The organism is Kitasatospora sp. NPDC022856 (assembly GCF_055561235.1).
This window is the reverse complement of record NZ_JBVHHE010000013.1, coordinates 255,398-269,661: the sequence shown is the minus strand read 5'-3', so window position 1 is coordinate 269,661 and position 14,264 is coordinate 255,398. Positions and strand designations below refer to the sequence as shown.

The following is a 14,264-nucleotide window of genomic DNA, read 5'->3' as shown; positions in this document are numbered from 1 at the left end:
GACGCCGTCATGGGCCACTCGATCGGTGAGATCACGGCCGCCCATGTGGCCGGGGTGCTCTCGCTGGCGGACGCGGCGGCGGTGGTCGCCGCGCGGGGCCGGCTGATGCAGGCGCTGCCGTCCGGTGGCGCGATGGTGGCGGTGGCAGCCACCGAGGCCGAGGTCGCCGAACTCCTCGGTGACGGCGTTGATCTGGCGGCGGTGAACGGTCCTTCGTCGGTGGTCCTCTCCGGCGAGGAGGCGGCCGTGCTGAAGGGCGTTGAAGCCCTCAAGGCCCAGGGCCGCAAGGTCAAGCAGCTGACCGTCTCGCACGCCTTCCACTCGGCGCTGATGGAGCCGATGCTGGCGGAGTTCGCCACCGTGCTCGCCGAGGTGGTCTGGCGCGAACCGCGGCTCCCGGTGATCTCCAACGTCACCGGCCGACCGGCCGAGCCCGGCCAACTGGCCGACCCCGCCTACTGGGTGGACCACGTGCGGCGCCCGGTCCGGTTCGCCGACGGCATCGCCGCCGCGGCCGGGGACGGCACCGCACTGTTCGTCGAACTGGGCCCCGGCGCCGCGCTCAGCAGCGCGGTGGCGGAGTCCGCCGGCGACGGCGCGCTCTGCGTCGCGGCCCTGCGCGACGGCCGCCCCGAGGCGCACACCGTGCTGGCCGCGGTGGCCGAACTCCTCGTCCGGGGCGTCGCGGTGGACTGGTCCGGCCTCCTGCCCGCCGACCCGGGCCACCTGGAGCTGCCGACCTACGCCTTCGACCACCGGCAGTACTGGCTGCAGCCCGCCCCGGCCGCCGACGCCGCCTTCCTGGGGCTGACCGAGACCGACCACCCGCTGCTCGGCGCGGTGATGCACCTGCCGCAGAACGACGGCCTGGTGTTCACCTCCCGGCTCTCGCTGCGCACGCACCCGTGGCTCGCCGACCACGCCGTCGGCGGGGTCGTCCTGCTGCCCGGCACCGGCCTGGTCGAGCTGGCCGTCCGGGCCGGCGACGAGGCCGGCTGCGGCGCCCTGGACGAACTGGTCATCGAGGCACCGCTGGTGGTGCCGGACCACGGCGGCGTCCGGGTCCAGGTCGCGCTCGGCGGCCCGGACCAGCGGGGCACCCGGACGGTGGAGGTGTACTCCGCCCGGGAGGACGCGGTGGAGGCCGGTACGGACGGCTGGACCCGCCACGCCACCGGCACCCTGCGGCCGGCCGGGACCGGCGCCGCACCGGAGTTCGACCTCACCGTCTGGCCGCCGCCCGGCGCCCAGCCGGTCGAGGTCGACGTCGAGGGCTTCTACGCCGACCTGATCCGGCTCGGCTACACCTACGGCCCGTCGTTCCAGGGCCTGCGGGCGGTCTGGCGGCGCGGCGAGGAGGTCTTCGCCGAGATCGCCCTGCCGGAGGACCACCGCGAGGGGGCGGGCCGCTTCGGCATCCATCCCGCGCTGCTCGACGCCGCCCTGCACGCCAACGGCTTCGTCCGCCCGGCCGACACCCCCGAGGCGGCGGACGAGCCCCGGACGGTCCTGCCGTTCGCCTGGAACGGGCTCACCCTGCACGCCGTCGGCGCCTCGGCGCTGCGGGTCCGGGTGGCACCGTCGGGCCAGGACGCGGTGTCGCTCCAGGCCGCCGACGAGACCGGCGGTCCGGTCCTGACGCTGGACTCCCTGGTGTTCCGCGCCGTCTCCGCCGAGCAGTTGGAGGCGGCGGCGGGTGCGCCGGGCGGCGACTCGCTGTTCCGGGTGGCGTGGACGGCCCTGCCGTCGCCGCCGCCGCTCGCGGCCGCGCCGAGCCGGGTGTCCGTCGCCACCGCCGACGAGGTGACCGCGCTGGCCGCGGCGGGCGGGGTGCCGGACGCCGTGGTGCTGACGGCGGCCGGCGCGGACGCGCTGGAGCTCGGCACCCGGGTGCTCGACGTGCTCCAGGCGTGGCTGGTCGCTCCGGCCCCGGAGACCTCCCGACTGGTCGTGGCGACCAGCGGCGCGGTGCCCGCCGGTGGCGACGCCGCGGTGACCGACCCGGCCGGCAGCGCCGTCTGGGGCCTGGTCCGGGCCGCCCAGGTGGAGAACCCCGACCGGATCGTCCTGCTCGACACCGCTGCCGGCACCGACGCCGACGCGGTCCTCGCCGCCGTGCTGGCCACCGGTGAGCCGCAGGTCGCGGTTCGCGGTCCGGTGCTCTCCGCGCCGCGCCTGGTCCGGGCCGGCGCCGTCGACCGGGCGGAGCCGGTGCTGGACCGGGCGGGGACGGTGCTGGTCACCGGTGGTACCGGGTCGCTGGGTGCGGTGCTGGCCCGGCACCTGGTGACCGAGCACGGGATCCGGCATCTGGTGCTGACCAGCCGGCGGGGCCTGGAGGCCGACGGTGCCCGGGAGTTGGTGGCCGAGCTGCACGCGCTCGGCGCCGAGTCGGTGGCCGTACCGGCCTGCGACGTGACCGACCGGGACGCACTGGCCGCACTGCTCGCCTCCGTGGTCGACGAGCGTCCGCTGACGGCCGTCGTGCACACCGCGGGCGTCCTGGACGACGGGGTGATCGGCGCGCTGACGCCCGAGCGGCTGGCCCGGGTCTTCGCCCCGAAGGTGACCGCCGTCGGCCACCTTGACGAGCTCACCCGCGAACTCGCCCCCGACCTGGCGGCGTTCGTCGTCTACTCCTCCGCCTCCGGCCTGTTCGGCTCCGCCGGCCAGGGCAACTACGCGGCGGCCAACGCCTACCTCGACGGCCTGATGGCCAGGCGCCGGTCGGCCGGCCTGCCGGCGCTCTCGCTCGCCTGGGGCCCGTGGGAGCAGAGCGCCACCGGGATGACCACCGGCGCCGAGGCGGCCGGGCGCACCCGGACGAACCGCCGCGGCGGCATTCTCGCGCTCGGGCCGGCGGAGGGCACCGCGCTGTTCGACGCCGCGCTCGGCGCGGACGAGGCGCTGCTGGTGCCGATCAAGCTGGACCTGCGGGCGATCAGGGCCGAGGCCGCGACCGGCGGGGGAGTACCGCCCCTGCTGCGCGGCCAGGTGAGGGCCGGCCGCCAGGTGGCCCGGGCCGCGTCCGGCGACGGCGGCGACGGCCTGGTGCGCCGGCTCACCGGGCTCGCCCGGGCCGACCAGGAGGCCCTGCTGGTGGACCTCCTGCGGGCCCAGGTCGCGCTGGTCCTGGGCCACACCGGACCGGACGGGGTGGTGGCCGGGACGTCCTTCAAGGACGCCGGATTCGACTCGCTCACCTCGGTCGAGCTGCGCAACCGGCTCCGCGAGGCCACCGGCCTCAATCTGTCCGCCACCGTGGTCTTCGACTACCCGACCCCGCTCGCCCTGGCCCGCCACGTGCACGGCGAGCTGCTCCCGGACGGCGCGGCGAGCGGCCCGGAAGTGGACGAGGACCGGCTGCGGCACGCCCTGGTCTCCCTCCCGATGGCCCGATTCCGGGAGGCCGGGCTGATGGAAGCCCTGGTCAGGCTGGTCGCACTGGACACCGGCGGACCGGCGGCCGACGCGGCGGACGAGGACGACCGGCCGGGCACGCTCGCCGACCTGGACGTCGACGACCTCGTCCAACTGGCGCTCGGCGGCGACGACGACGAGGGCCTCGAAAGCTGATGCGGTACAACGTGAATGGGGCAGTGAAGTGAGTACTTCATACGAGAAGCTTGTCGAGGCGCTGCGGAAGTCGCTCGAAGAGGTCGGCTCGCTGAAGAAGCGGAACCGCCAACTCGTCAGCGCCTCCAGCGAGCCTGTGGCGATCGTGGGTATGGCGTGCCGGCTGCCCGGTGGTGTCGACAGCCCGGAGGGGCTGTGGGACCTGGTCAGCGAGGGCCGGGACGGTGTCTCGGGCTTCCCCTCCGACCGGGGCTGGGACCTCGACGGGCTGTTCGACGAGGACCCGGAGAACCGCGGCACCTCCTACGTCGACCAGGGCGGCTTCCTGCACGAGGCCGGTCTCTTCGACGGGGGCTTCTTCGGGATCTCGCCGCGCGAGGCGCTCGCCATGGATCCGCAGCAGCGCCTGCTGCTGGAGACCTCCTGGGAGGCGCTGGAGCGGGCCGGCATCGACCCGGCCACGCTCAAGGGCAGCGATGTCGGGGTCTTCAACGGGATCATGGGCGTCGACTACTTCGCCGGCGGTAGCGTGCCGCCGGAGCTGGAGGGCTTCACCGGGACGGGCGCGGCCGCCAGCGTGGCGTCCGGCCGGATCTCCTACGTGTTCGGCTTCGAGGGCCCGGCGGTGACGCTCGACACCGCCTGCTCCTCCTCGCTGGTGGCGATCCACCTGGCGGCCCAGGCGCTGCGCCGCGGCGAGTGCTCGATGGCGCTGGCCGGCGGCGCGACCGTGATGGCCACCCCCGGCCTCTTCATCGACTTCTCGCGCCAGCGCGGGCTGGCGGCGGACGGCCGGTGCAAGGCGTACGCGGACGCGGCGGACGGCACGGGCTGGGCCGAGGGCGCGGGCGTGGTCGTGCTGGAGCGGCTCTCCGAGGCGCGGCGCAAGGGGCACCGGGTACTCGCGGTGGTCCGCGGCAGCGCGGTGAACCAGGACGGCGCGTCGAACGGTCTGACCGCGCCGAACGGTCCCTCGCAGCAGCGGGTGATCCGCAAGGCGCTGGCCAACGCGGGTCTTTCCACCGCGGATGTGGACCTGGTGGAGGGCCACGGCACGGGCACGGTGCTGGGTGACCCGATCGAGGCGCAGGCCCTGCTGGCCACCTACGGCCAGGACCGGCCCGCCGAGCGGCCGTTGCGGCTCGGCTCGCTGAAGTCCAACATCGGCCACACCCAGGCCGCCGCCGGGGTGTCGGGCGTGATCAAGATGGTGCAGGCGCTGCGGCACGGCGTCATGCCGCCCACCCTGCACGTGGACGCGCCGTCCACCCAGGTCGACTGGTCCGCCGGTGCGGTGGAGCTGCTGACCGAGGCACGGGACTGGCCGGAGACCGGCCGCCCCCGCCGGGCGGCGGTGTCCGGCTTCGGCGTCAGCGGCACCAACGCGCACCTGATCCTGGAGCAGGCCCCCGAGGAGGAGGCGCGGCCGGCGGCCGTGCCCGAGGGCGTCGTCCCGCTGGTGCTGTCGGCCGCCTCGGCCGCCGCCCTGGCCGGCCAGGCCGGGCGGCTGGCCGCCTTCGTCGAGGCGTCCTCCGTCGACGGGCCCGGGGCCGGGGCGCCGGTCGCGGTGGCGGGTGCGCTGCTCGCCCAACGCGCGGTGCTGGGCGAGCGGGCGGTGCTGGTGGCCGGCTCGCGCGCGGAGACACTGGCGGGCCTGGCCGCGCTGGCACGCGGCGAGTCCGCGCCCGCCGGGGCGAGTGGCAGCGCGTCCCCGTCCGGCGGCCCGGGGAAGGTGGTCCTGGTCTTCCCGGGTCAGGGTTCGCAGCGGGTCGGGATGGGCCGGGAGCTGGCGGAGCGGTACCCGGTGTTCGCCGAGGCCTTCGAGGCTGCGTGTGCGGCGTTGGACGAGCGGTTGGCGGGCTGGACCGAGCACCCGGTCAAGGACGTGGTGCTGGGCACGGCCGGATCGCTGGACCAGACCGTGTACACCCAGGCCGGGTTGTTCGCCGTGGAGACGGCGTTGTTCCGGCTGATCGAGTCCTGGGGCGTCCGGCCGGACGCGGTGATGGGCCACTCGATCGGTGAGATCACGGCCGCGCACGTGGCCGGGGTGCTCTCGCTGGCGGACGCGGCGGCGGTGGTCGCAGCGCGGGGCCGGCTGATGCAGGCGCTGCCGTCCGGCGGCGCGATGGTCGCGGTCGCCGCGACCGAGGCCGAGGTAGCCGAACTCCTCGATGACGGCGTGGACCTGGCGGCGGTGAACGGCCCGTCGTCGGTGGTGCTCTCCGGCGAGGAGGCGGCGGTCCTGAAGGCCGCGGAGCAACTGCGGGAGCAGGGCCGCAAGGTCAAGCAGCTGACCGTCTCGCACGCCTTCCACTCGGCGCTGATGGAGCCGATGCTGGCGGAGTTCGCCGCCGTGCTCGCCGACGTCGCCTGGGGCGAGGCACAGGTCCCGATCGTCTCCAACGTGACCGGACAGGTGGCCACGCCCGGTCAACTGGCCGATCCCGCCTACTGGGTGGACCATGTCCGCCGCCCGGTCCGGTTCGCCGACGGCATCGCCACGGCGGCCGACGGCGGCTCCGCACTCTTCGTCGAGCTGGGCCCCGGCGCCGCGCTGAGCGGCGTGGTCGCGGAGTCCGCCGGTGAGCGCGCGGTCGCGGTGGCCGCGCTGCGCGACGGCCGCCCCGAGGCGCACACCGTGCTGGCCTCGGTCGCCGAACTCTTCGTCCGTGGCATCGAGGTGGACTGGGCGAAGACGCTGCCCGCCGGCTTCACGCCCACCCATCTGGAGCTGCCCACCTACGCCTTCGAGCACGAGCACTACTGGCTCCCGGCCACCCCGCTGACCGACGCCACCTCGCTCGGCCAGGGCAAGGCCGACCACCCGCTGCTCGGCGCGGTCGTCCAACTGCCGCAGTCCGACGGCCTGGTGTTCACCTCCCGGCTGTCGCTGCGCACGCACGCCTGGCTCGCCGACCACGCCGTCGGGGGAGTGGTCCTCGTCCCCGGGACCGGTCTGGTGGAGCTGGCCGTGCGGGCCGGCGACGAGGTCGGTTGCGGGGTGCTGGACGAACTCGTCATCGAGGCACCGCTGGTGGTGCCCGAGCACGGCGGCCTGCGGGTCCAGGTCGCCGTCGGCGGCCCGGACGAGCGGGGCGCCCGCACGGTGGAGGTGTACTCCGCCCGCGAGGACGCGGTGGAGGGCACCGACACCGCAGGAGCCATGGACGCCTGGGTCCGCCACGCCACCGGCACACTGCTGCCGACGACGGCCGGCGCCGCCGAGCCGGAGTTCGACTTCACCGCCTGGCCGCCGCCCGGCGCGCAGCCGGTGGACATCACCGGCGGCTACGACCTGCTCGACCGCGCGGGGTACGCCTACGGCCGGTCGTTCCAGTGCGTGCGTGCGGTCTGGCGGCGCGGCGAGGAGATCTTCGCCGAGGTGGCCCTGCCGGACGAACTGCGCGAGCGGGCCGCCGGGTTCGGCATCCACCCCGGCCTGCTCGACGCCGCCCTGCACTCCAGCATGCTGGACGCGGCGGCCGCGCTGAGCGGCGCCCGGCCGGACGACGCACCGGACGAGGAGCCGGTGGTCCGGCTGCCGTTCGCCTGGAACGGGCTGGTGCTGCACGCGGCCGGGGCCGCCTCGGTCCGGGTGCGGGTCGCCCGGCCGGGGCCGGACGCCCTCTCGCTGGAGGCCGTCGACGACGCCGGCGGGCTCGTCCTGACGCTGGACTCGCTGGTCTCCCGCGCCGTCTCCGCCGAGCAGTTGGAGGCGGCGGCGGGGACGCCGGGCAGCGACGCGCTGTACCGGGTGGAGTGGACCGAGTCGGCCACCCTGCCCGCCGCCCCCACCCCCGGCCCGGTCCCCGCCCGGGTCACCGCCCCGGCGGACCTGGCGGCACTGTTCGAGGGCGAGGGCGAGGGCGAGGGCGAGGGTGAGGGCACCGGCGCCGCCGCGCCGACGGCGGTGCTGCTGGAGGCCGTCACCGACGGCCCCGGGGACACCCCGCTCGCGCTGACCCGGCGGGTGCTGGAGGTCGTCCGGGCCTGGCTGGCCGGGCCCGCCCCGGCGCGGGCCCGGCTGGTGGTGGCGACCAGGGGCGCGGTGCCCGCCGGCGGCGACGCCGCGGTGACCGACCCGGCCGGCGCCGCCGTCTGGGGTCTGCTCCGGGCGGCGCAGGCGGAGAACCCGGACCGGATCGTGCTGCTCGACGCCGAGTCCGGCACCGACCTCGACGCGGTCCTGACCGCCGTCCTGGCCACCGGTGAACCGCAGGTCGCCCTGCGCGGTGCGGCCCTGTCCGTGCCGCGCCTCGCCCGGGCCGGTATCGCCCGGGGCACCGCGCCGGTGCTGGACCGGGCGGGGACGGTGCTGGTCACCGGTGGTACCGGGTCGCTGGGTGCGGTGCTGGCCCGGCACCTGGTGACCGAGCACGGGATCCGGCATCTGGTGCTGACCAGCCGGCGGGGCCTGGAGGCCGACGGTGCGCGGGAGTTGGTGGCCGAACTGTACGCGCTGGGCGCCGAGTCGGTGGCGGTGCCGGCCTGTGACGTGACCGACCGGGACGCGGTGGCGGACTTGCTGACCGCCGCCCGGCGCGACGGTCACCGGCTGACCGCCGTGGTCCACGCGGCGGGTGTCTTCGACGGCGGTGTGGTCGGCGAGATCGACCCGGAGCGGCTGGAGCGCGTCTTCGCACCGAAGGCGACGGCGACCCGGCACCTGGACGAGCTGACCCGTGAACTCGCCCCGGACCTGGACGTGTTCATCACGTACTCCTCCGTCTCGGCGGTGTTCCTGGGCGCGGGCACCGGCGCCTACGCGGCGGCGAACGCCTACCTGGACGGGCTGATGGCCCGGCGCCGGGCGGACGGCCTGCCCGCGCTGTCGCTGGCCTGGGGCCCGTGGGCGCAGAGCGACGGCATGGGCGCCGACCTGGACGAGCTGTCCCGGAGCCGGATGAACCGGCGCGGCGGCGCCCAGCCGCTGACGCCGGCGGAGGGCATGGAGCTCTTCGACACCGCGCTGCACAGTGACCGGGCGCTGCTCGTCCCGGTCAAGCTGGACCTGCGGGCCCTGCGCACGGCCGCCACGGCCGGCGCCGGGGTGCCGCCCCTGCTGCTGGGCCTGGTCCGCCCCGGCCGGCAGTCGGCGCGGGCCGCCGCGACCGGCGCCGGCGGCGGACTCGCCGGCCGGCTGGCCGGGCTGGCCGCGGCCGAGCGCGAGGCGCTGCTGCTGGAGCTGGTCCGGACGCACGTCGCGTCGGTGCTCGGCCACGCGGGCGCGGCGAAGGTCGCGGCGGAGCGGGCCTTCAAGGACGCCGGCTTCGACTCGCTGACCTCCGTCGAGCTGCGCAACCGGCTGCGCGAGGCCACCGGCCTCAGCCTGCCCGCCACGGCCGTCTTCGACTACCCCACCCCGCTCGCCCTGGCCCGCTACCTGGACGGCGAGTTCGACGGCACGGCGGTCGCGGCGGGGCCGGTGGTACCGGCGGCGGCCGTGCACGATCCGGCCGATCCGGTGGCGATCGTCGGCATGGCCTGCCGGCTGCCCGGCGGGGTGGCCACCCCGGAGGACCTGTGGCAGCTGGTCACCGAGGGGCGGGACGGCGTGTCGCTGTTCCCCTCCGACCGCGGCTGGGGCCTGGACGAGCTGTTCGACGCCGACCCGGAGAGCGAGGGCACCTCCTACGTCAGCCAGGGCGGCTTCCTGCACGAGGCACCGCTGTTCGACCCGGCCTTCTTCGGGATCTCGCCGCGTGAGGCGCTGGCGATGGACCCGCAGCAGCGGCTGCTGCTGGAGACCTCCTGGGAGGCGATGGAACGGGCCGGCATCGACCCGGGCTCGCTGAAGGGCACCGAGGTCGGGGTGTTCAACGGCATCATGGGCGTCGACTACTACGCCGGTGGCAGCGTGCCGCCGGAGCTGGGCGGCTTCGCGCTGACCGGCGCCGGCGCCAGTGTGGCCTCGGGGCGGGTGTCCTACGTGTTCGGCTTCGAGGGCCCGGCGGTCACCGTGGACACGGCGTGCTCGTCGTCGCTGGTGGCGATCCACCTGGCCGCCCAGGCGCTGCGCCAGGGCGAGTGCTCGCTGGCCCTGGCCGGTGGTTCGACGGTGATGTCCAGCCCGAGCATGTTCATGGAGTTCTCGCGGCAGAAGGCGCTGGCGACGGACGGCCGCTGCAAGTCCTACGCGGACGCCGCCGACGGCACCGGCTGGGCCGAGGGCGCCGGTGTGGTGGTGCTGGAGCGGCTCTCCGAGGCGCGGCGCAACGGCCACCCGGTGCTCGCGGTGCTGCGCGGGTCCGCGGTGAACCAGGACGGCGCGTCCAACGGTCTGACCGCGCCGAACGGCCCCTCCCAGCAGCGGGTGATCCGCAAGGCGCTGGCGGCGGCCGGGCTGTCGACGGCCGATGTGGACCTGGTCGAGGGCCACGGCACGGGCACCGTCCTGGGGGACCCGATCGAGGCGCAGGCGCTGCTGGCCACCTACGGTCGCGGCCGTGACCCGGAGCGCCCGCTCTGGCTGGGCTCGCTGAAGTCCAACATCGGCCACGCCCAGGCGGCGGCGGGTGTCTCGGGTGTGATCAAGATGGTGCAGGCGCTGCGGCACGGCGTGATGCCCGCGACCCTGCACGTGGACGCGCCCTCCTCGCAGGTGGACTGGACGGCGGGCGCCGTCGAGCTGCTGACCGAGGCGCGGGAGTGGCCCGAGGTGGACCGGCCGCGCCGGGCCGGGGTCTCCTCCTTCGGCCTGAGCGGGACCAACGCGCACGTGATCCTGGAGCAGGCCCCCGAGGAGCAGCCGGCCGAGGCCGGGCCCGCCCCCGACGCCGTGGTGCCGCTGGTCGTCTCGGCGAAGAACGCCGCCTCGCTGGCGGCCCAGGGCGGGCGGCTGACGGAGCTCGCCGGGGCGGCCGCCCCGGCGGCGCTGGCCGGTGCGCTGCTCTCCCGGCGGGCGCTGCTCTCCGAGCGCGCGGTGGTGGTGGCCGGGTCCCCGGCGGAGGCGTCGGCCGGGCTGGCCGCGCTGGCCCGGGGCGAGTCCGCCGCCGGGCTGGTGACGGGCACCGCGGGCACGGTGGGCAAGCTCGTCCTGGTCTTCCCCGGCCAGGGCGCGCAGTGGGCCGGGATGGGCCGTGAACTGCTGGACACCTCACCGGTGTTCGCCGAGCGCATCGCCGAGTGCGCCCGGGCGCTCGGCCCCTGGGTGGACTGGTCGCTGGAGGAGGTGCTGCGCGGCGAGGCGCCGGCCGAGGTCCTGGACCGGGCCGATGTGGTGCAGCCCGCGAGCTTCGCGGTGATGGTCGGTCTGGCCGCCGTCTGGGCGTCGGTGGGGGTGATCCCGGACGCGGTGCTGGGGCACTCGCAGGGCGAGATCGCGGCGGCCTGCGTGGCCGGTGCGCTCTCCCTGGAGGACGCGGCCCGGATCGTCGCGGTGCGCAGCCGGGTGATCGCCGGTCAGCTGGCCGGGCTCGGCGGGATGGCCTCGGTGGCGCTCTCCGAGGCCGAGGCGCTGGCCCGGTTGGAGCGCTGGGCGGGCCGGCTGGAGGTCGCGGTGGTCAACGGCCCCGCGTCGGTGGTGGTCGCCGGTGACCTCGACGTGCTGGACGAGGCCGTCGAGGTGCTGGCCGCCGACGGGGTACGGGTGCGCCGGGTCGCGGTGGACTTCGCCTCCCACACCCGGCACGCCGAGGCCCTGGAGGAGGTCCTGGCGGAGGCGTTCGCGGACATCCGCGGCCGGGCGCCGCTGGTCCCGCTCTTCTCGACGGTGACCGGTGAGTGGGTCCGCGAGGCCGGCGTGATCGACGGCGGCTACGTGTACCGCAACCTGCGGAGCCAGGTCCGCTTCGGCCCGGCGGTCGCCGCGCTGCTCGCCGAGGACCACACGGTGTTCGTGGAGGCCAGTACCCACCCGGTGCTGGCCCAGCCGATCACCGAGGTCGCCGACGGGGTCGGGGTCGAGGTCCTGGTGACCGGTTCGCTGCGGCGGGATGAGGGCGGCCCGTGCCGCCTGCTGGCCTCCATGGCCGAACTCTTCGTCCGCGGTGTGGCGGTGGACTGGACGGGCGTGCTGCCCGACGCGGCCGGTGGCGCCGAGGTGGACCTGCCGACCTACGCCTTCGACCACCAGCACTATTGGCTCCCGATGACCGCGGCGGCCACCGACGCGACCTCGCTGGGCCTGGCGGGGGTGGACCACCCGCTGCTCGGCGCGGTGGTGGAGGTGCCGGAGACCGGCGGGGTGCTGTGCACCTCCCGGCTCTCCCTGCGCACCCATCCCTGGCTGGCCGACCACGCGGTCGGCGACGTCGTGCTGGTGCCCGGGACGGGCCTGGTGGAGCTGGCCGTGCGGGCCGGTGACGAGGTCGGCTGCGGCACGCTGGACGAGCTGGTGATCGAGGCCCCGCTGATCCTGCCCGAGCAGGGCGGCGTCCGGGTGCAGGTCACCGTCGGCGGTCCGGACGAGGGCGGTGCCCGCACGGTCGCCGTGTACTCGACCCGCGAGGAGGCCGTCGGCGACCCGTGGACCCGGCACGCCACCGGTGTCCTGACGGCCACGGCCCGGGCGTCCGGGTCGCGGTTCGACTTCAGCGCCTGGCCGCCGCCCGGCGCGGAGCGGGTGGAGATCGGTCCCGAGGAGTTCTACGCCGGTCTGCTGGAGCACAACTACGTCTACGGGCCGGTGTTCCGGGGCCTGCGGGCGGCCTGGCGGCGCGGTGACGAGGTCTTCGCCGAGATCGCCCTGCCGGAGGACCACCGGGGCAGCGCCGCCGGGTTCGGCATCCACCCGGCGCTGCTGGACGCGGCCCTGCACGCGAAGGCCTTCCTGAGCACGGGCGACCACCGGACGATGCTGCCGTTCGCCTGGAACGGCCTGGTCCTGCACGCCGCGGGCGCCTCGTCGCTGCGGGTGCGGGTCGCCCAGCCGGCGCCCGACGCGCTCTCGCTGGAGGCGGTCGACGAGGCCGGCGGCGCCGTCCTGACGGCCGACTCGCTGGTGTTCCGCCCGGTGTCCGCCGAGCAGTTGGGCGCGGCGGCGGGCCGCGCGGGCGGCGACTCGCTGTTCCGGGTGGACTGGACGGAGGTGCTCCCGGACGGGGCCGCCGGCTCGCCGTCCTGGGTACGGCTGTCCACCGCCGAGGAGGTGGCCACCCTCGCGGAGGACGCGCTGTCCGGGGCGGCCGTCCCGGAGACCGCGATCCTGGAGGCGGTCACCGGCGGCGACGCGGACACCCCGCTGGACGTGACGGACCGGGTGCTGGAGGTCGTCCAGACCTGGCTGGCCGGCGCCGGGCTGGAGGAGACCCGGCTGGTGGTGGTGACCAGGGGCGCGGTGCCCGCCGGTGGCGACGCCACGGTGACGGACCCGGCCGGCGCCGCCGTCTGGGGTCTGGTCCGCGCGGCGCAGGCGGAGAACCCGGACCGGATCGTGCTGCTGGACACCGACGCGTCCGACCTGTCGGAGGTCGAGCCGCTGCTGGGGCCGGTGCTGGCCGTCGGTGAGCCGCAGGTCGCGGTGCGCGGCGCGACGCTCCACGTGCCCCGGCTCGCCCGGGCCGGCGCCGTCGACCGGGCGGAGCCGGTGCTGGACCGGGCGGGGACGGTGCTGGTCACCGGTGGTACCGGGTCGCTGGGTGCGGTGCTGGCCCGGCACCTGGTGACCGAGCACGGGATCCGGCATCTGGTGCTGACCAGCCGGCGGGGCCTGGAGGCCGACGGCGCCCGGGAGTTGGTGGCCGAGCTGCACGCGCTCGGCGCCGAGTCGGTGGCGGTGCCGGCCTGTGACGTGACCGACCGGGACGCGGTGGCGGAGCTGCTGGCCGCCGTCCGGCGCGACGGCCGCCGGCTGACCGCGGTGCTGCACGCCGCGGGCCTGTTCGACGCGGGCGTGATCGGCGAGGTCGACCGGGAGCGGCTGGAGCGGGTGTTCGCGGCGAAGGTGACCGCGACCCGGCACCTGGACGAGCTGACCCGCGAACTGGCCCCGGAGTTGGACGCGTTCGTGGTCTACTCGTCGGTGTCGGCGGTGTTCCTTGGCGCGGGCACCGGCGCCTACGCGGCGGCGAACGCCTACATGGACGGGCTGATGGCCCGGCGCCGGGCGGCCGGTCTGCCGGCGCTGTCGCTGGCCTGGGGCCTGTGGGAGCAGGAGACCGGCATGGCGGCCGGCACCGACGACCTCACCCGCAGCCGGCTGAACCGGCGCGGCGGTCTGCTGGGCATGACCCCGGCCGAGGGCATGGAGCTGTTCGACACCGCGCTGCGCGGTGACCGGGCGCTGCTGGTGCCGGCCAAGCTGGACCTGCGCGCGCTGCGCGCCGACGCCGCGGCCGGGCGCGAGGCACCGCCGCTGCTGCGCGGCCTGGTGCGCGCGAGCCGGCAGCTGGCCCGGGCCGCGGTCTCGGGGGACGAGCGGCGCAAGCTGGCCGAGCGGCTGGCCGGGCTGCCCGGCGCGGAGCGCGCGACGCTCCTGCTGGACGTGGTCCGGGCCCAGGTCGCCGTCGTCCTCGGCTACAGCGCGTCCCACCACATCGACGTGGACCAGGGCCTCTTCGAGATCGGCTTCGACTCGTTGACCGCGCTCGAACTGCGCAACCGGCTGGGCGAACTGATGGGGGCGAAGCTCTCGGCCGGTCTTGTTTTCGATCACCCGACGCCGGGGATGATTGTCGCGCACATGCAAGAGCGCATGTTCGGCGAGGGCACGGGGGGTGTCGCGGCCATCTCGGTCTGAGCCGCCA

General features: G+C 76.1%; 2 protein-coding genes. Both read left to right on the top strand.

Annotation, left to right across the window (positions count from 1 at the left end; genetic code table 11):
* Positions 1-3,576, top strand: a 3,576-nt coding sequence (locus ACZ34W_RS18900) for a type I polyketide synthase (protein WP_465605500.1), incomplete at its 5' end; no start/stop codon positions are given.
* Between the two features lie 28 nt (positions 3,577-3,604).
* Complete coding sequence (locus ACZ34W_RS18895) at positions 3,605-14,257, top strand: type I polyketide synthase (protein WP_465605498.1); 10,653 nt, start codon at positions 3,605-3,607, stop codon at positions 14,255-14,257.
* The last annotated feature ends 7 nt before the right edge of the window (positions 14,258-14,264 follow it).